This window comes from Thalassolituus alkanivorans, assembly GCF_020447205.1.
GTDB classification, from domain to species: domain Bacteria; phylum Pseudomonadota; class Gammaproteobacteria; order Pseudomonadales; family Oceanobacteraceae; genus Venatoribacter; species Venatoribacter alkanivorans.
On sequence record NZ_JAJAEL010000049.1, the window covers coordinates 204,254 to 223,955 of the forward strand.

Sequence of the window (19,702 nt, forward strand, 5' to 3'; positions counted from 1 at the left end):
AAGAAACAGAGCGTATTATCTACGCTCTGTTTTTTTATTGGGAGTGTCCTTATGCCTCCGCTTCAGACGGCTTTTTTGACTAAAAAACGCATTGCCGGCTTTTTATTTTCCTTCTTTGTAGTGCTGATTCTGTTGCTGCTGGTACTGCTTTACAGCGCGCCTTTCTTTGCGCTTAAAACGGGTCAGAATTGGTATGAAAGTCAGGGCGCTGGCTATCAGTTAACGGTGTCAGACTGGCATTTTTCCCCATTTCGCACAGACCTGGAATTAACCGGTGTTGAGCTGCGCCACCCGCAGACGGATGCGCCGCAAGCAACGACCCGTGTTGAACGGCTGCGACTGAGTTTTGATCCCTGGGCACTGGCCCGTCAGGAAATTTATATCAGGGATATCAGCCTCGACGGATTACGTTTGAGTGCTGCACTGCGCAATGATGAAGCGTTGCGTCTGTTAATCAGTGGTCTGATGATTCCGCTGCAGGCAGATAACAGCGCAGCCGCTGAAACAGAATCTGCAGCTCAGCAAAGCGAGGCTGTTGCTGTTGAGAGCGAGGATATACAGACAGCTTCTGTTCAGACAGAAGAAATCACTCCGGCAGAAGAAAGCACTCCGAAAGAACAATCCTGGCGGCTGCGCCTTGGCCGTTTAACGCTTAACGATGAAATCATTGGCTGGCAGCAGGATGCACTGACAACACAAGGCCCGGCGAGCCGTGGTCAGCTGCGGATTGCATCGCTGCAGGCCGGCCCTTTTGACAGTAGCGCCCCAGACGCTTTGCCACTGAACCTGACTCTGGAGCTGACGCAGTTTGAATTAAGCGGCGCTCAACCGGTCAGTCTGCAACAGACCTTTACCCTGACCCTTGCCGGGCAATTACAGCAGCTGTTAACTGCCCCGCAGTGGGACGGAGATATTGTGCTGGAAAATCTTCAGGTAACCGCTGCCGGTGCTCCACCTCTGGCTTTTAAACACTTACAGCTTAGCGGTGTGCAGGCTGCTGCTGATGCACAAAGTATCGCAGAGCTCAGTCTTGAGCAGCTGGTGCTCGGAGCCGGCGATGCGCCGTTGTTGAGTCTGGGACATTATCAGGTCAGCGATATTTCGGCATCTGCATCACAGCTGGCGACGGGGCTGCATGAATATGCGGATTTGCAGGTGGCGCTGCAGCGTCTGGCGGATGGCAGAATTGATCTGGGCGCTGCCGTGGCCTCGCCGGCGGAGTCGCAGCAAACAGCAGATGTAGAAAATGTAGATGCAGAAAATGCAGATGCAGCAGATGTAATGGATACAGAAGAAAGTACCGGTGTTGTTTCTGCCTCTGCCGAAGAGGGGCGAGCGGATGACGGTAGTCGTTTCCGGCTGTTTATTGCCGGAATTCAGCAAAACGGTGACAACAGTGGTGCCGATATTCGCGATGCTTCGGTAAAACCTGCTTATCAGGGAAGAGTGCAGATCCGTGAACTGAATATCAGTGAAATATCCGCCACACTGGCCGCACCTGCCCGGCCGGAATTGCAGAAGCCGGTACAGGTACATGCGGTTTTATCACTCGACGATTATAACCGTATTGCACTGGATACCAGTCTGACTCTGGATAGCAGTCATGCGCCTGAGATTTATCCGCAGGGCAATATCACGTTGCGTATCAGTCAGCTGGATATGGTGGCATTTAATGGTTATCTGGCGCAGGCGATGGGCTATCACCTGGAAAAAGGCATGCTGAATCTGGATGTTGATATGGATATGCAGCAAGCCCGGCTGGGTGGCGAAGCGCGGATATTATTGCGTAATTCCAGTTTTGTGCCGGAAGACGAAGCAACCATTAAGCGGGTCAGCAAGCAGATTTCCATGCCGGTCGATACCGCGCTGGATTTATTGCGTGACGATAATGGTAATGTCCGTCTGACCGTACCGGTCTCCGGCGATATGAGCAGCCCGGATTTCGGTTCCGGTGATATTACCGCGCAATTAAGTAAGCTGGCCTTGCAGAGTGCCGCTCTGCATTATCTGAAACAAAGTCTGCAGCCTTACGGTTTATTACTGAGCATTGCCTCCTATGCCGGATCAGAATTAATGGCGATCCGTCTGGATGCTCTGGCGTTTGCTGAGGGGCAGACAGAACTGAATGATGAGCAGATTCCGCAGCTGGAAAAAGTCGCACAACTGATGCACGGTAAAACCGGGCTGGAATTGCAGGTGTGTCCTTTTGTCAGCGCCGCTGAAGCCTCTGCTCAGGAAGAACAGTGGCCGCAACTGGCACGCCAGCGCGGTGCTGTGGTTAAGGCCTGGCTGGCGCAGAAAACCGATGAAAATGATCATTCCCTGGCGCCGAGGGTAACACTCTGCAAAGCGCAAAAAGGCAAGAAAGCAGAAGTGGTGCTCGGATTTAATTAAGCGCGGCCGTACGCTTAGCTATGCGCTTAGCTCGTACGCTTACCCGCGCACTTAATAACATTCAGCGAAGCGTTTCTCCGGTGTTTTATCAGGGCAGAATCTGCAGCAGAACCCGCAGCATATTACCGCCCATGACTTTGTGGATTTCCTGCTTACTGAAGCCCTGACGCAGCATTTCGTGGGTTAATGCTGCAAGCTCAGAGGTATCGAATTGTGTGGCAACGGCGCCGTCAAAGTCTGAGCCCAGTGATACGTGATCTTCACCGAGCAAGTCGATGGCGCTGCGGATGGTTCTGACAATGCCGGCCGGTGTGTCATCGCAGGTGACATCTTTCCAGTAACCGATACCGATCACGCCACCGGTGGCCGCAATCTGTTTCATCAGCGTGTCAGGAAAATTCCGTTTTACCCGACAGTGCGAAAAAATACCGCTGTGGCTGACAACCAATGGTTGTGCGGTGATGGCCAGTACGTCTTTCACCACCTGTGGGGAGGAATGTGCGAGGTCGATAATCATGCTTTTTTCAGCTGCTCTGAGTACCACTTCACGGCCAAACGGAGTCAGCCCGGCATTGGACGTGCCATGTAATGAACCGCCCAGCTCATTATCAAAAAAATGCTGCAGGCCGATCAGGCGATAACCGGCATTGTAGAGTTTATCCAGATTTTCGATGTTACCTTCCAGCGGATGTCCGCCTTCCATCCCCATTAATGCTCCGATCAGGGCTTTTCCCTGTTCGCGCGCGCTGACAACGGCTTTTATATCGGCCGCCGTGCGGATTAATGTCAGTTGCTCCGGTGCTTTGTCAGCATAATTTTTCAGGCGTGTTACCTGATACAGTGCACGCTCATACAAACTGTTCCAGCTGGCAACCGGCCAGGTCTGGGCAATGGCGAGCGGGGTGATATTGTCTGCAGCATCTTTGCTGTTGGCATGGTAGTTCTGACCGCTGGGACTTTTGGTAACCGCGGTAAATACCTGCAGGGCAACATTGCCCTCACGCAGCCGGGGAATATCAACCTGACCGTAATCGCTGCGTTGCAGCAGGTTTCTGTCCCACAGCAGGGAATCGGCATGCCAGTCACCAATCAGCAGCGTCTGATGCAGTGCACGGGCTTCCGCAGAGACAGGCCAGGGTTTGTGGCTTTTTACGCTGTTCATGCCTTTTTCTACCTGGCCTGGCACGATAATGCGCGCTGCGATTAAGGCCAGAATTAAAAGGATGAATAATACGTACAGTATTTTGCGCAGCACGGGAGGCCCCTGATCTGTCCGGTGAATGATGCTACAGGTTATTGGCTGCAGGTCGCGGCGGCAATAGCTTCCTGAGTAACGATTTCTTTCAGGCTTTTAATCGCTTCAAAGCGGTATGGATTGGTTTGTGCGCCGTCATAGTTGCAACCTTTTCCGGGTGTCAGCTGAGTAAATTCAACCACCACATGATTAGCCTGCTCCAGCACGTCATCGATACGGATACCGTAACCGCCATTCGGGCGGATACCGAGGTCAATCAGCACAATCTGGTACTGGTTAAAATCAACATCTTTGCTGCTTTCCGCGGAGTAGTCTGCCAGCACTTCACGATAATCATCGGCATTATTCAGTATACGGATGGTTTTAATTTCGCTGCCGCTGCCAATGGTCTGCAACCCCTGATGCAGGGTCGTGTGGGAAAGACGGTTTTCCGCTTCCTGGTCGGTGGCGACACAGCCGAATAATAAAACAGAGGCACTGATCAGCAGGGCTTTCACAGGCAGCAGATGATTGCGTGTCATAACATTGTCCTTACATAGCGGGGATAAAAATCTTCCGGTGTTTACCGGACGACAGAAATAATGCTGCGTAGCATGACGGCAGCGGCCTGTCTGAACAATCCGTCGCATGTAAACCCCGTGTAATATTCACAGTCAAATTTCTCCCTGCTATACCCCCCTGACTACACATTGGTGATAAATTCCCTGATAAATGTGGAGGTATATTGTCTGAAAAATGGCTCCGGCACAGTTACATTTCTCTTTCTGTCGCCGCTTTCATTTTCCTGATCCTTTGTCTAAACCTGTTACTGTTAGCCGCTTCAATAGTGGCATGGATGCATCGCCGACTTGCGCAGGAAGGGCAGAAAATATGCAGTTATCCATTCGATCCCGGCTGATTTATACCATCGCATTTATGGCGTCTTTACTGCTTGTGATTGGTGCTATCGGTATTTTCAGCCTCGCCGCGATGAATCATTCACTACGTTCGGTGTATGAAGACCGGGTGGTTCCGTTACAGCAACTGAAAGTGATTGCCGACCATTACGCCGTGAGCGTAATTGATGCGGTAAATAAAGCCAATGCCGGATTGATCAGTGGCAGTCAGACCCTGCGGCTTTTACATGAAGCCGCAGGGGATATTGATGCTGAATGGCAGCGTTATATGTCAACTTATCTCACCGCCGATGAGCAGGCGCTGGCAGATCAGGCGCACAGCTGTTTGTTCAGGCAAATCGCTCTCTGGATGAGCTGGAGCGGTTTCTGGAACTTAATCCGGGCAATCTGAAGGGACAACTGGATGCATTTGATGGGCCGCTGTACGCCACCATTGACCCGATCAGCAGTAAAGTCAGTGAGCTGACTCAGCTGCAACTGACCGTCGCAAAAGCAGAATTTATCAGTTCACAGTCTTTGTACCAGTGGGTCAGGGCGCTGGCGGTGATTATGATTCTGATAGGCGTGGCTATGTCCGCATATTCCGGATTGTTACTGATCCGGGCTATCTCCGTACCACTGTCCCGCGCGGTTGCGGTGGCGGAAAATATTGCCGCAGGCCGGTTAAATAACAGCATCGAGGTATTACGTGAAGATGAAACCGGCCAGTTAATGATTGCGATGCAAAAAATGCAGCAGGCCATTCAGAAGTATGTAGAGGATCAGCAGACGCTGGCTGACCGGCATGCTCAGGGCGTGCTCAGCGCCCGTCTTGATGCACAGCAATATCCGGGAACGTTCGGTGAAATGGCCGGCCAGGTAAATGGTCTGGTCGAAGACTATATTGCCGTAATTAATGAAACCATTGCGGTGATTGCGGAATATTCACAGGGAAATTTTGACCGCGATATGGTGGCACTGCCCGGTGAAAAAGCACAGATCAGTGCATCGGTTGCGGAAGTAAAACGGGCATTGCTGGAGATCAGTGATGATATTCAGCAACTGTCCGCTGCCGGTGCCAGCGGTGATTTCAGCCTGCGTTGTGATGCCAGCCGTTATCATTTCCGTTTTAAAGACATGCTGGATAATCTGAATGTGCTGATCTCAACCTGTGATGCCGGCTTTAACGATATATTGCGGGTGGCTGAAGCGCTGGCCAGTGGTGACCTGCAACAAAGTATCGATAAAGACTATCCGGGATTGTTCGGCCGAACCAAAGCCGGCGTTAACCAGACCGTGTATGCGTTGCGTAAGGTGATTGGTGAGGTAGAGGCTATGGTGCGGGCCGCCGCTGATAATGGCGATTTCAGCGTGCGCCTGAGTCATGAAGATAAACAGGGCTTTTCTCTGACCCTGGCTGAACGCCTGAACAGCCTGTCGCAGATTACAGACACCGGTCTGCGCGATGTGATGCGGGTGGTAACAGCACTGGCCGATGGCGACCTGACGCAGAGCATCAGCGCTGATTACCCGGGCTTATTTGGTGAAACCCGTCAGGCTGTCAATGCAACCGTGAGTAATCTGGATGCTCTGGTCAGCAATATCAAGCAGTCGGGTATGACGATTCAGGTGGCGTCTGGTGAGATCGCTCAGGGTAACGCTGACCTGTCACGGCGCACCGAATCCCAGGCCAGTAATCTGGAGCAGACGGCGGCCAGCAGTGAAGAGCTGACCAAGACTGTATTACGTAATACAGAGAGTGCGAAGACCGCTAATACACTGGTGCAGGAATCGGCAAACATTGCACAGGAAGGTGGGCTGGTTGTGCACCAGGTAATTGAAACCATGGGGCTGATTCAGCAGTCGTCAAAGAAAGTGGTCGATATTATCAGTGTGATTGATGGCATCGCATTCCAGACCAATATTCTGGCATTGAATGCCGCCGTTGAAGCTGCCCGGGCCGGTGATCAGGGACGCGGTTTTGCCGTGGTCGCAGCTGAGGTCAGGAGCCTGGCGCAACGCTCGGCTCTTGCGGCCAAAGAAATCAAAACCCTGATCGAAGATTCCGTTACGCTGGTTGAGAATGGCAGTCATCAGGTACAGCAGGCGGGCGATACCATGGCTGGTATTGAGCGCAGTATTGGCCGGGTAAAAGATCTGACACTCAGCATTGTTGAGGCATCGGTTGAGCAAAGCAGCGGGCTGGCACAGGTGAATCAGGCGGTTGCACATATGGATGAGGTGACGCAACAGAATGCGGCATTGGTGGAGGAGGCTGCTGCTGCTGCGGAATCTCTGATGGAGCAGGCCCGGTTTATGTCTGAGGCGGTGAGTGTGTTCCGTTTGAGCGACATGGTACAGGGTAGCGGTCATGCTGTGCTGCGGCATCTGGCCTGAGCCGGAAAAGAGCCGTAACGGCCCAATAAAAAAGCGCCCGCAGGCGCTTTTTTATTACTCAGTATGAACCTGTCAGGCTGCGTTTTCGCTGCTGCTGACCGGTTTAACCACGAACAGTAAGTCGCCCTGGTTAACCTGCTGGCCATCGCTGTTCATAATGCGCGTTACCTTGAATTTCTGCCCGGCAGGGTAGAGTTCGGTACCGGCACGATTGAACTGTTTCAGGCTCAGCGGAGTGAACATCTTCATGGCTTCCATCAGACACAGGGTCTGATCAACACCGATGATATCGCCTTCTTTGACAAAGGCCGGTTCACTTGGCGATGACGATCCATAGAAAATACTGGTCGATGGCGACAGTACTTTCAGCTCGTCGGAACCTTCGATCTTCAGTGCCGCCGCATCCACCGCGTTGGCGCTCATATCGGCCGCGTCTTCAATATCTTTGATCAGCGCATCAACGTCGATACGGTCAAGGAATTGCGGCAGATAGGTGGTGTCGTAGACACCGTCCTGGAAGACCTTGTCGTCCAGCACACGCTTGAGCAGCGGAATATTGGTGCACACGCCGGTAATGCGCACGCGTTCCAGATATTCACGCATCTTGGCGATGGTATCGTTGCGGTCTTTACCGTAACAGATAATCTGTACCACCATGCTGTCGTAGAACGGCGATACCTGTTTACCCGGTGCCGCCATCGCGATCAGCTCGATGTAGTCTTCTTCCGGCAGCACGCAATCGCGGATCAGGCCTGGTGTTGGTACGAATTCAACATCGTCACCCTTACGCACGGCTTTCTCAGCGTTCACGCGCACTTCAATGGCATAACCTTTGGATACCGGCTTCAGGTCAGCAATGCTGTCGCCTTCGGCAATGCGGAACTGGGTGCTGACGATATCAATACCCGACACCAGTTCAGTTACCGGGTGCTCTACCTGCAGACGGGTGTTCATCTCCATGAAGTAGATGGTGTTGGCGTGCAGGTCGAAAATAAATTCAACCGTACCGGCACCGACGTATTTCACCGCATCCGCCAGTTTGGCAGCAAAATCGTAGGCCGCCTGTTCCAGATCACGCGGCAGCATGGTGGAACCGGATTCCTCGAAGATTTTCTGGTTGTTACGCTGCACCGAGCAGTCGCGCAGACCGAGAATCTTGGTGTTGCCATGGCTGTCACGTAATACCTGTACTTCGATATGACGCAGGGAGGTTACGTATTTTTCCAGATACACGTCGCCGTTACCGAAAGCAGCTTTGGCTTCAGTAGAAATCTGGTGGAACAGGGCGTGGATCTTATCCGGCGAATGCACCACCTGAATGCCTTTACCGCCACCACCGTGTACCGCTTTCAGCAGTACCGGATAACCGATTTCATCGGCTACCGCAGCGGCATTGGCGGAACTGGTCAGAATGCCGTGGGAACCCGGTACAACAGGCACATTCACTCGCATCGCAGTGTTAATGGCGTTGGACTTGTTGCCCATGGTTTCCATCGATGAAACCGGCGGCCCGACAAAGTTAATGTCGTGGTTACCACAGAGGGCGGCAAACTGGCTGCTTTCCGACAGGAAGCCGATACCCGGGTGCAGCGCATCCACGTTTTCGTGGTGGGCGATACGCAGTACCGATTTGGCGTTCAGATAGCTTTCGTCCGGCGTATTACCACCGATACAGACCACGCGGTCTTCAGGCCCGAGCATATCGACCGGTACCGATTCCATATCCGGGTCGGATGCAATCAGAATGACCTTGATATCGTTTTCCTGTGCCTTGCGGATCAGTTTCACCGCAGTACAGCCACGAGCGTGGATCAGTACCTTGTCGATCTTGCCGTATTTTTTCAGTTTGCTGGCATTGGCGCCGGTATCCGGAGCCATGCGCTCTGCCGTGACATAGCCCTGAAGTACACGGTCGAGAACGTCATCGACGCTGAAGCGGGCAACCGGCATATCCGGGTCGATGGCACGCAGGCGGTCGTCCAGATCATCAAAGAACGGGTGGCTGACCAGACCGTCCATCGACTTAGGCGATACCGACAGGTAGTTCGACAGGGTACAGGTACTTGGCAGATAGCTTGGCACCACGATCTGGCCGGCAAACGGCATATTGGTGCCGGAGAAGTAGTAGGTCTGTGCCAGTGGGTGAGTCACGAAACTCGCCTGCGCACCACCGGTACAGTCACCAAAACCGAAGATCACGATCGGCAGATCGTTATCGCGTACGAAACGGGTGATACGGTCGTTAACCACGGCCATAGAGAACAGGGCAGCGGCACCTTCTTTAGTCTGCATACCGCCGGAGGAAACAAAGCACACAATCGGCAATTGCAGACGCGCACATTCCACCATCAGCTTACAGAACTTCTCAGCGGAGGCCATATCGAAGGCGCCGGCCTGGAAGTCGAGGTTGGAAACCAGCGCACCGACCTGTTGTTCACGCTCACCGATTTTGATGGTACCGATACCTGTGATCACACCGCAGGGCTTGATGTCTTTCTTCAGTGCACCTTCGATTGAGCTGCGGAAGCCCGGGAAGGCCACCGGATCGGCGGACATCAGGCTGGCATTCAGTTCTTCAAAATCGTTGAAGAAGCGGTCAATGATGGCCTGTGCTGAGGTCTTCTTCTGACGTTTGGTATCGTCCAGAACCTGCTGAATCAGCAGATCGTGGTAAGCCATGGTCAGACGGTTCCAGAAATCCTTACGGCGACCGATAGAGACCGGGTTGATACGGCCGTTATAGGTCTTACCATCCTGCTCGGCTTCATGATATTCCGGCAGCAGTTTTTCGAAAATAAAGGTGATCACCACAAACAGGGTGTCTGACAGGCGCGGGAAAGCCAGTTTTTTCCATTCCTCAACCGACTTCAGGAAGTCGCCACGCTGATTGCTCTTGATAAAGTAGCTCAGCCAGTGGTTAAAGGATTCGCGCTCCTGTGCGGTATAACTGTCGCCTTCGGTGGCTTCGGCCAGGGATTTCTCCAGCAGGGTTTTCACCGACTCGCGTGACAACGAACGGTCTTCGTTGGCTTCTTTTGCCACGCCGACCAGATTATTGATGAAGTTGTCGTACAGCTGACCAAACACCAGCATGTTCTGACACACCTGGCTGAACTCGTAACGCAGTTCGTCATGCAGAATGGCATCCAGAATGGTGATATCCGGGTGTGCCGGGTTCTGAATGTTTTCCTGACGGAACTGAATGTAAGGGGCCAGTGCTTCTTCAATGATGCGACGGTTGGCTTCCACTTTGATGCTGGCAATGCTGTTGGCCAGTGCTTCGGTACGGGTGGAGAGTTTTAAATCCGCGCGGATATGATCCGGAATCAGCTCATCTTTGAGGATGCTGTTCAGAGCGGTTGCCAGTGACTGCTTCAGTGCGCCTTTGGACTTCTCCTTGGCCAGGCCCTGAGTCAGTTCCTGACGGGTTTCGTGCGGCAGTTGCTCGCGAATGTAAGCGGCCAGCGGATGCGGGTTCTTTTCTACGAACTCAGCCACGGCAACGGCATCGAGGATGTCATTGGCGCGCAGCAGGAAACGGCTCTGCTTGTAGTCTTCAAGGTAATCCATCAGTCCCTGGAAATTAACCGAGGCATCGGATTTCCAGCGGTTAAACAGATACAAACCGAGGTTAAAGCACAGTTCCTGCTTGGCTTTTAAGTAATTGTTCTTGGGCTCACCGAAGAACAGACGGGCGATGGTGCTGCGGCTCTCGTCACGGTCTTCGTACTTACTCCAGAAGTTTTTCCAGCTTCTGTGCAGGTTGTCGTCATAGACGATTTTTTCCGGTGCCTGCAGCCAGTTCTGGAATTTGCGCTTGGATTCACGCTGCAGACGGGACTGCAGCTGGCCTTCCGGTACTTCTTTTTCTGCCAGGCGACCGTAGTTTTCCAGTGTTGTGGAATGAATACGGCGGCGCAGGGTGAGGTAGCGGGTGTAGCGATAGGTCAGGCCGAACAGGTTGATATGCTCGGTCGGAGTCTGGGCAAGGAAGAAGTTAGAGTCTTTCTGCAGCTTTTCCAGTTTTTCTGATGGGCGCAGGAAACGTTCAACACTGCGCTGATAATGGTCCATCAGATATTTGCTGTGACGGGCAAACTCGGCGGCACTGGCTTCGATGGATTCGATACCGGTGGTAATGGCCTGATGCAGGTTGAAACGCTTTTCGTCAGCATCGGTCGGGGCGTAATCGATGATGCCATCGATAATCCCGGCTTCACGCAATTCAAAACCGGATACGCCAACGTACTTGGCACATTCCTGCCAGGACAGGTTGTATTTACGTGCAATGGACGCCAGACCCTGCGGCTGAATGGTGTTGAAAATACCATCACGCACGCTGAGCAGAATATTGGTGGTTGCCAGCGGGATTGCACCGCCGGAATAACCGGCACCCCAGATAATACCGAGGGTTGGCACATCATTGTTGGCCATTTCGGTAATCAGGTGGGAGATGCTGTGTGCCTGGTTGCCGGCATTCGCGGCTTCACCGGCATCGGCTCCGGGGGTGTCGATAAAGGTAACAATCGGCATGGCGCGACGGGCAAAGGCACGGGCCTGCTGGGCGGCACGGTTGTGATGCTGTGGCTGCCACGCACCGTTGGCGTGTTCACGGTTCTGGCAGATAAAACCAACGCGGCGTACATGACCACCAAAGTCCATATCGGCCTCGGCGCAGTACAGCGGGCCGTCTTCTACTTCGGTGATAACACGCAGCACCAGATGCTGTACCACAGCTTTAGCGCCCATGCGGCTGTTGCTTTCGCTGGGCGCGACGATCTGTTCAATATAATTGTCGATATTCAGGCCACGCAGGCGCTCAAGTTCGGCCTCGCAGCGTTCCGGAGAGATCAGCCCTTTAACGCTCTGATCAACGGCGTTATCTTCGTATTCCGGAAACAGGGAAAAGTCGGCAGACAGCTGTTCTGCTTTCTGGAACAGCTGGTCGATATGTTTGGATATGGCGTTTCCTGTTGAAACCTGTTGCTCTGTCATCGTTACTACATTCCATAATGTGCCGATATTCAATCGGGCCGGCCTGAATCGGATGTCGCGGAACCAGCCCATCATGCCTCTGTAAAACTACCGCACAGCCAGAAAACTGACCGTGTGCGGATTAACAGGGGGCATTAGTAAAACCTAAAAAGTCTTTCTTGAATATCACTAATAACCAGTAAAAGCGACTCAGTACACGTTTTTTCAGAGGGACTGAAAAATCAGGGTCGCGTTGGTCCCACCGAAGCCAAAGCTGTTCGACATCACGGTTTTAAGCGCAGCGTCGCGGTTTTCGGTCACGATGGGGAAACCAGCTGCGCCTTCGTCTTTTTCGGTGATGTTGGCACTGCCGGTAATAAAACCGTGCTTCAGCATCAGCAGGCTGTAGATCGCCTCCTGTACCCCGGCGGCACCCAGAGAGTGACCGGTCAGAGATTTGGTTGAGCTGATTGGCGGTACTTTGTCGCCGAAGGCCTGGCCTACGGCGCGCAGTTCGGTAATGTCACCCGCTGGCGTGCTGGTGCCGTGGGTGTTCAGATAATCAATGGTAGGGTTGCCTGCCATTGCCAGCGCATCCTGCATGCAGCGCACGGCACCTTCGCCGGACGGCGCAACCATGTCAGCACCGTCGGAAGTGGCCGCATAGCCGATCAGTTCAGCGTAAATAGTCGCGCCACGGGCAACGGCGTGTTCGTATTCTTCCAGTACCAGCATGCCGCCGCCGCCAGCGATGACGAAACCGTCACGGGTGGCATCGTAAGGGCGGGATGCAGTCTCCGCAGCGTCGTTGTATTTGCTCGACAGAGCGCCCATGGCATCAAACTGCATGGTCAGAGACCAGTGTTCTTCTTCGCCGCCACCGGCGAAAACGATGTCCTGCTTGCCCCACTGAATCAGTTCCATCGCATGACCGATGCAGTGTGCACTCGTGGCACAGGCGGAGGTCATGGAGTAGTTCACACCTTTAATAGAGAACGGCGTTGCCAGGTTGGCAGATACGGTGCTACCCATGGTGCGGGTTACGCGGTATGGGCCGACCTTACGGATGCCTTTTTCGCGCAGAATATCGACGGATTCAACGATATCGCTGGAAGACGCACCGCCGGAGCCGGCAACCAGACCGGTACGGGGATTGCTGACCATCTCAGCGGTCAGGCCGGAATCTTCAATGGCTTCGCGCATGGATAAATAAGAATAAGCCGCGGAGTCACCCATAAAACGCTTCAGCTTGCGATCGATGACCTCATCCAGATCAATGTGCGGTTTGCCGGCGACGTGGCTGCGGAAGCCGAGTTCGGCGTATTCCGGCATATAGCTGATACCAGAGCGCTGTGCCCGCAGGGATGCCAGTACCTCATCTTTGTTATTACCCAGACAACCTACGATTCCTAAACCTGTAACCACAACTCGACGCATAACTGATACTCTGATTCTTATTAACGAAATGAAATCCTGTACAGCCTATGACAGAAATATTGAGGTAATATTTCAATCCTTTGGCGGCCACCACTATATAGCAGTCGTCAAAAAGGCATAAAGAAAAATATTGTTAACCAATAGTCTTTAATCAAAAGAAAAAGGGTTGTATTAGTGATGGCTGATCAAGATGTGCGCTGGAGCCGGGCGCAGAAGCTGATGTTGGAGAATGCATTGGATGTGGAGACCATGGCTGCTTGTCTGGGACAGGACGAGGATCGCATGCAGGCTATGTTAGGGGAAAAACCGACGCGGAAAATCACGGATGCCGTGGCGGCACAGATGGAGCAGACCTTTTCCAAGCCCAAAGGGTGGCTCGATCAGTCCGATGACGGCGGTATTACCTTTGACTTGTTTGGCGCCTGATATCAGCAGAGTGCGGTAAGCCGGGGACGTTAACGCCCCCCCCGACTATTCAGTTTCCGGTGTCTTGCTGTCGCAACAGGCGCGCAAACGGCAACCAGATTTTGACCAGTGCGGTGATGACTGCAACCAGACTGGCGGCAATCGCCAGCGGATCTGTAAACGGATAGCCATCTTCATGAAAGGCCAGATAGCCTGAAGCCAGTGTCAGCAGCAGGGCACTGAATAATTTCCAGCCATGGGCCTGCAGCCAGTGCAAGCGATTGACCAGTGCAACGCTCAGACAGGCGAACAGCAGGCCGAAGGCACTGCCCACCAGAATATCCAGAGGCCAGTGCGCACCGACCATCGCGCGGCTCAGCGCGGCCGCCAGTCCCAGCAGCAGAATCAACAGTCCAGCACTCAGGCGTTTGCTGTTCAGCCATAACAGGCCGGCACAGCTCAGTGCGGTAAAGGAATGGCCTGAGGGGAAGCTGTGTCCTTTCAGTACCGCGCCAATAATGGTGAAGCTGTCATGGCTGAGCACGGCGGCCGGACGGGCAACGTCCAGTGTACTTTTGAAAAAATGCACGAAAACCGCTCCCAGAATCAGCAGTACCAGCGACTGGGTCAGTAATAATGGCCGGTAACAGGCAGCAATCAGCAGCACAGCAACGGCAAACAGCGTGTCGGCAACCAGCGTGAGATTGGCCCACAGCCAGTCAGGCAGTAGTCCGCCGGCGTGGTTCCACTGTAAAAACACCGCCTGGTTGGCGTTGCTCAGCCACAGCCATAATGCCGCGCTGAGCAACAGAGCAGCCAGAGTCAGTAGCGGAGTACTGCCCAGGGTCTGTTGCTGTGTCATGGCTGCTCCACAGCGGATGCCGGTGCAGGTTCAGACTCAGAGGCTGGTGCAGCAATACGGCGCACAATCTGAATCGGACCCGACTGGAACAGCACATCATAGTATTCGTTGTCTTTGGCTAAGCGGTCTTCACGGCCAAAGCCGACCTCGCCAATGTTCAGTGGGCGGCGGTGCGTCACTTTATTCAGATAAACGTTGAAGCTCGGCATATCGATGGACTGGGTGTAGACCGGTTCGTTCAGTGTCTTGGCAAACTGTGCCGCTTCCCACACCGGGCGCTGCTGGGCTTCGCTGAAAGCCGGTACAAACAGAAACCAGACAAAGATCGTCTGCACGCCACCAACCATGACCAGGCGGCTCCATAACGGATAGCGGCGCCACAGAATCAGGGTCAGGCTGACGATGCCGGCCAGCGCAGCCAGAATGGCGAAGTCCTGATTAAAGTAATGGCCGGCGCGCTGGGCGACGGCAATCTCAATCGGGTTGGTCAGACGTTGTTCGGCCACCGGAATCAGCAGCGGGAACGCGACCATTACACCAAACAGCAGAGCCGGGAACAGCAGGGCGAACCAGCGGTTCTGCAGCCAGGCGTGGTAGCGCGCCATCAGGATTACCAGCGGGGTGCAGCCATACAGGATGTAGTGCGGCAGCTTGGTGCTGGCCAGACTGAATAACACCAGCACCACCAGAAACCAGATCCACAGGAAAGCATCCAGCGGGTCTTTGCCCGGCAGAATGTTGCGAACAGACGGAACAATACGCAGCAGCAGGGCACCGAACGGCGCCAGCACAAAAGGCAACACCAGCGGGTAGAACAGGAAGCCACCGTCGTGGCCTTCCATCGCATTGTTGAAGCGGTTGACGTTGTGCTTGAGGAAGAAGCCATCAATAAAGGCCTGTCCCTGTGCCTGATATTCAAGGATGTACCAGGGCGCGGCGATGGCGACAAACAGAATCCAGCCGGGAATAAAAAATATGGCGCGCAGAAATTCTGCCCGCAGGCCCTGGCTCAGGTAAAACAGTGCGGCCACCATAAAGGGAATGGCAACGGCCACGGGCCCTTTGGTCAGTACACCCAGTGCCATCAGTGCGTAAATCGCAACCAGCAGGCTGTTGGCGGGCTGGCGGCTGTAGCTGTACATCAGCAGCAGCGTGGTGGCCAGCAGGGCGTTGAGTAAGGCATCGGCGGTCGCAACGTGGGCGATCATATTAATGCCCAGGCTGGCGGCAGCGATCAGCGCTGCAATGATGGCGGTTTTTTCATCCAGATGGCGGCGTACAAAAGCGAATATGGCCAGTGTCCAGCCCAGACCGGCCAGCGCCGATGGCAGGCGGAAAGCCCAGACTTCGGTGCCGAATACCGAGATAGACGCGGCCTGCAGCCAATAAATCAAGATTGGTTTGTCGAAACGCACCCGGTCGTTAAGCCAGGTGGTGATGAAATCGCCGCGCTCAAACATGCCGCGGGTCGCCTCGCTGAAGGCGCCCTCGTCATGATCAAACAGCAGATACCCATTGAGGTTGGCAAAGAAAAACCCCACCAGAACCAGCAGCAGCCACAGTGGCATCTGCAGGCCTGGCAGGCGGTAATGCAACTTAGCTGGCATGCTGATCGTCACCACCTGAGGGGTTGGCCTCTGTTGGGGTAGTGGTTGCAGCGGTTGCTGTGTTTCGTTCCTGATTCCAGCCTGGTTCGCCTTTGTCGGCATCGGCCGCAGGATGGTAGATCACATACTGCTGGCGCTGGGATGATTCAAAGTAAGTACGTGAAATCAGCTCCGACAATACGCCGGTGGTGAGAAATTGCAGGGCGGCAATGACACAGACCACAGCAATTAAAAACAGCGGGCGGTTGCCGATGTCTTCACCCAGAATAAATTTCACAAAGGCCAGGTAGGTCATCATCAGACCACCCATCGAGCCCAGCGCCAGACCGATTGAGCCAAAAAAGTGGCCCGGACGGGCGCGGTAACGCATAAAGAAGTACACCGACAACAGGTCGAGGATCACGCGGAAGGTGCGCGAAATGCCGTATTTGGACTCACCGGCCACCCGTGCATTGTGGGTTACCACAATTTCGCCGATACGGCTCGGCGGCACAACCGCAGCCACCCATGCCGGAATAAAGCGGTGCATTTCACCATACAGACGAACCTGTTTGATGACCGAAGACTTGTAAATTTTCAGCGAGCAGCCGTAATCGTTGATGCGCACGCCAGTGATTTTACCAATCAGACGATTGGCGATACGTGACGGAATCTTACGCAGCACCAGATCGTCCTTGCGGTTTTTACGCCAGCCGGTGAGCAGATCCAGATCATTCTCCAGCAGATGGTCGACCATGCGCGGAATATCGGCCGGGTCGTTCTGCAGATCGCCATCGAGGGTTGCGATCAGATAGCCACGGGCTTCATCAATACCGGCCTGCATTGCGGCGGTCTGGCCGAAGTTACGGCGCAGCTCAACCACGCGCACGTGGCTGCCGTATTTTTCGGATTCTTTTTTCAGAGCCTGAGGCGTGCCGTCGGTACTGCCATCATCAACGACCAGAAGCTCCCAGTCGCCGTTATAGCTGGCAAGTCCTTCATGCACGCGCGCGACCATAGGGCCAACGTTTTCGATCTCGTTGTACATGGGGATCACTACAGACAGTGAAGGCTTCTTGTTTGCCGCTGATGTATTTGCCTCAGTCAAGGTCATTACCACTCTGTAAAAAGGAATTGCGGGCGCCATGAGCCGGTTTGATAACGCCAAAACCGGTGCAGCCACAGCGCGCGATGTAAAAAGAACCGCGATCATACCCAAAAGGGGATGACAGGAAAATAACGAGCACTGCTGCTGGCAAAAACTCAGTGTGCCATCCCGCAGTGCTATAGCTGCCGAACTTTATGTCGGCTGGAGCTTTATCCGTTGTTGTTAGCCGTTGCCGGCATCTTCAGACGCTGGGTCAGAAGCGTAATCAGAGCGGTCAGCAGCAGCGTGCTGCCGAGTACAAACAGATGCAGGTTCACCGCGGCGGCCAGTGCTTTGGCGTGATCAATACCCCAGGGTAAAAGGCCCGCGAGTACACCGGCTTCGTAGGTGCCGGCACCGGCCACACCATGAATCGGTAAAACACTGCTCAGCTCGCCGGTGGTCGCGCCCATCCAGCTCTGGCTGTAAGGCAGATTCAGAAACTGCGCCAAAAGCCAGGCATAGACCGCCAGCTTCAGTGCCCAGTTGATCAGGGTCCAGAACAGCGCGCGGGCGAAGCTCCAGGGCGATTTGGGCAGGGCGTGCATCAGCTCGGCGCCACGGTTGGCCAGTTTGCTGGGGTGCGCCAGAAGAAAACGGTTGAGAGCATTCTGCAGTGGCAGTACCAGCAGCGGTGCGGTCAGCAGGGCAGCAGCCAGCAGCAGTTTGACGCTGTTGCCGACGTCCAGCTGGGTGTGCAGTGACAGCGCAGCGAGCACCAGCAGGGCGTACAGATCGAGCAGACGCAGCCACAATAATGCCGGGCCGCTGTGACGATAGGGCACATCGAAGTGCTGTTTCATCAGCAGAGGGAAGGCCGTTTCGCCGCTGCGCATTGGCAGCATATTATTGAAGAAGTTATGCAGCACGGTGATGCGTGTCAGGCGGATAAACTGGCCGCGGCATTGCTGCCAGAAAAAGTCGTAGAAGCGCAGTGCGCGCAGCAGATAGCTCAGCAGCATCAGCAGCATGGCGATGGCAACCTGTTGCGGGGCGATGCTCTGCCAGCTCTGCACAACGGCGCTCCAGCCATAGCTGCGCTCAACCAGCCAGATCAGGGCCAGTAATAAGGTCAGCCCCAGCCAGAATTTCCACGATTTGAACACAGTGCAGCCTCGCGCTTGGTAAAGGCCGGCATGGTTGCCGTCGCCCGGTGTATTGTCAAGCAAGGAGGGCGGGGTTTTGCTGTGCGGTCGTTTGAATCACCGCTGGCTTGGTATAAAGTGCGCTCCCGAAAAAGAATAAGCCCGGGGCCCTGGCCGGGCAGCCGTTTCTGTGATGGAGAATTGCCGTGAAAGTCCTGCTGATTAAAACCTCATCGCTGGGGGATGTGTTCCATACCCTGCCGGCGCTGGAAGATGCCTGGCGGGCGATTCCCGGACTGGAAGTCGACTGGGTGGTGGAAGAAGCTTTTGCTGCAATTCCGACCTGGCATCCGGCAGTCAAAAAAGTCATCCCGGTGGCCTGGCGGCGCTGGCGTAAAAATCTGCGTGATAAAGCCAATCGGGCTGAGATGAAAGCCTTCTGGCGTGATCTGCGTGCCACCGAATATGACGTGGTGCTGGATGCTCAGGGCCTGATTAAAAGCGCGGTATTTACCCGTATGGCCCGTGGCCCGCGCTTTGGTCTGGATAAGCACAGTTGCCGTGAGCCGCTGGCGGCGCGGGCCTATCAGTTTCCTCAGAATGTAGCCAAAGGTCAGCACGCCATTCCACGGGTGCGCCAGCTGTTTGCCCAGGTGCTGGGTTATGAAGTGCCGGATGGACTGAGTTACGGCGTTGACCGCACACGCTGGCAGCGGCCGGCGGTTGACGGTGATTACTGGTTGTTTCTGCACGGCACGACCTGGATCACCAAACTCTGGCCGGAAGCTTACTGGCGTGAGCTGGCAGCTATGGTAGCGGCCAGTGGGCGTAAAGTCGTTTTGCCCTGGGGTAATGATGAAGAGCAGCAGCGCGCCGAACGTATTGCCACCGGACTGGATGGTGTTGAGGTGCTGCCGAAAATGGGCCTCAATGCGCTCAATGCTTATCTGGCCCATGCGCAGGCCGTGGTTGGCGTGGATACCGGTTTATCCCATGTGGTTGCCGCGCTGGAAGTACCTTCCGTGGCCATTTATGGCGCCACCGATTCAACCCTGACCGGCGTATTAGGCCCACAGGTTGAAGTCATGCGCAGCGGTTACAGCGATTGTGCTCCCTGTCTGTCGAAAACCTGCCTGAAAAATGAGCCCGGCGATATTCAGCCGCCTTGTTATCGTGAGATCAGCCCGCAACGGGTGTTCGATCATTTGCTTGGCCGTCTGAACTCAGCCGGCTGATGAAATCCCCGGTAATTCGGCAGCAATAAAAACGGGCGCTATGGCGCCCG

13 protein-coding genes are annotated in these 19,702 nt (G+C 54.4%); 5 read left to right on the top strand and 8 right to left on the bottom strand.

Going from position 1 to position 19,702, the window contains the following annotated elements:
- Positions 1-75 precede the first annotated feature (75 nt).
- Positions 76-2,394, top strand: coding sequence for a DUF748 domain-containing protein (locus LGT44_RS18985; RefSeq protein ID WP_230331994.1), 2,319 nt, complete (start codon positions 76-78; stop codon positions 2,392-2,394).
- A gap of 88 nt (positions 2,395-2,482) precedes the next feature.
- On the opposite strand, the gene LGT44_RS18990 is transcribed toward LGT44_RS18985, so the two are convergent.
- Both LGT44_RS18990 and LGT44_RS18995 read right to left on the bottom strand, forming a co-directional pair.
- Complete coding sequence (locus tag LGT44_RS18990; RefSeq protein WP_230331995.1) at positions 2,483-3,649, bottom strand: dipeptidase; 1,167 nt, start codon at positions 3,647-3,649, stop codon at positions 2,483-2,485.
- Between the two features lie 38 nt (positions 3,650-3,687).
- Positions 3,688-4,170, bottom strand: coding sequence for a protease complex subunit PrcB family protein (locus LGT44_RS18995; RefSeq protein ID WP_230331996.1), 483 nt, complete (start codon positions 4,168-4,170; stop codon positions 3,688-3,690).
- 349 nt (positions 4,171-4,519) lie between these two features.
- Here LGT44_RS18995 and LGT44_RS19000 point away from each other — a divergent pair, with 349 nt between their 5' ends.
- Positions 4,520-4,936 carry an MCP four helix bundle domain-containing protein gene (locus tag LGT44_RS19000; RefSeq protein WP_230331997.1) on the top strand — a complete coding sequence of 139 codons (417 nt, stop codon included), beginning with the start codon at positions 4,520-4,522 and terminating at the stop codon, positions 4,934-4,936.
- Between the two features lie 179 nt (positions 4,937-5,115).
- Positions 5,116-6,921: a methyl-accepting chemotaxis protein gene (locus tag LGT44_RS19005; RefSeq protein WP_230331998.1), complete on the top strand. Its 1,806-nt coding sequence runs from the start codon at positions 5,116-5,118 to the stop codon at positions 6,919-6,921.
- Positions 6,922-6,993: 72 nt separating this feature from the next.
- Here the strand turns inward: LGT44_RS19005 and LGT44_RS19010 are convergent, their stop codons facing one another.
- Together LGT44_RS19010 and fabB are read right to left on the bottom strand one after the other, a co-directional pair.
- Positions 6,994-11,916, bottom strand: a complete 4,923-nt coding sequence (locus LGT44_RS19010) for an ATP-binding protein (protein ID WP_230331999.1) — start codon at positions 11,914-11,916, stop codon at positions 6,994-6,996.
- 204 nt (positions 11,917-12,120) lie between these two features.
- Positions 12,121-13,332, bottom strand: coding sequence for a beta-ketoacyl-ACP synthase I (gene fabB, locus LGT44_RS19015; RefSeq protein ID WP_145468919.1), 1,212 nt, complete (start codon positions 13,330-13,332; stop codon positions 12,121-12,123).
- A 177-nt stretch (positions 13,333-13,509) separates the two neighbouring features.
- On the opposite strand from fabB, the gene LGT44_RS19020 reads away from it, so the two are divergent.
- A complete protein-coding gene (locus tag LGT44_RS19020) occupies positions 13,510-13,758 on the top strand; it encodes a hypothetical protein (RefSeq protein WP_230332000.1) in 249 nt (82 codons plus the stop codon).
- Between the two features lie 49 nt (positions 13,759-13,807).
- On the opposite strand, the gene LGT44_RS19025 is transcribed toward LGT44_RS19020, so the two are convergent.
- The 4 genes from LGT44_RS19025 to LGT44_RS19040 all read right to left on the bottom strand — a co-directional run bounded on the left by LGT44_RS19025 (position 13,808) and on the right by LGT44_RS19040 (position 18,438).
- Complete coding sequence (locus LGT44_RS19025) at positions 13,808-14,599, bottom strand: phosphatase PAP2 family protein (RefSeq protein ID WP_230332001.1); 792 nt, start codon at positions 14,597-14,599, stop codon at positions 13,808-13,810.
- Complete coding sequence (locus tag LGT44_RS19030; protein ID WP_230332002.1) at positions 14,596-16,206, bottom strand: ArnT family glycosyltransferase; 1,611 nt, start codon at positions 16,204-16,206, stop codon at positions 14,596-14,598. The genes LGT44_RS19025 and LGT44_RS19030 overlap by 4 nt, the downstream gene beginning before the upstream one ends.
- On the bottom strand, positions 16,196-17,233 hold the full coding sequence (locus LGT44_RS19035; protein ID WP_230332003.1) for a glycosyltransferase family 2 protein: 1,038 nt from the start codon (positions 17,231-17,233) through the stop codon (positions 16,196-16,198). The genes LGT44_RS19030 and LGT44_RS19035 overlap by 11 nt, the downstream gene beginning before the upstream one ends.
- 269 nt (positions 17,234-17,502) lie before the next feature.
- Positions 17,503-18,438, bottom strand: a complete 936-nt coding sequence (locus LGT44_RS19040; protein WP_230332004.1) for a lysylphosphatidylglycerol synthase domain-containing protein — start codon at positions 18,436-18,438, stop codon at positions 17,503-17,505.
- A gap of 185 nt (positions 18,439-18,623) precedes the next feature.
- Between LGT44_RS19040 and waaC the strand changes: the two genes are divergently transcribed.
- Positions 18,624-19,652, top strand: a complete 1,029-nt coding sequence (waaC, locus tag LGT44_RS19045) for a lipopolysaccharide heptosyltransferase I (protein WP_230332005.1) — start codon at positions 18,624-18,626, stop codon at positions 19,650-19,652.
- The last annotated feature ends 50 nt before the right edge of the window (positions 19,653-19,702 follow it).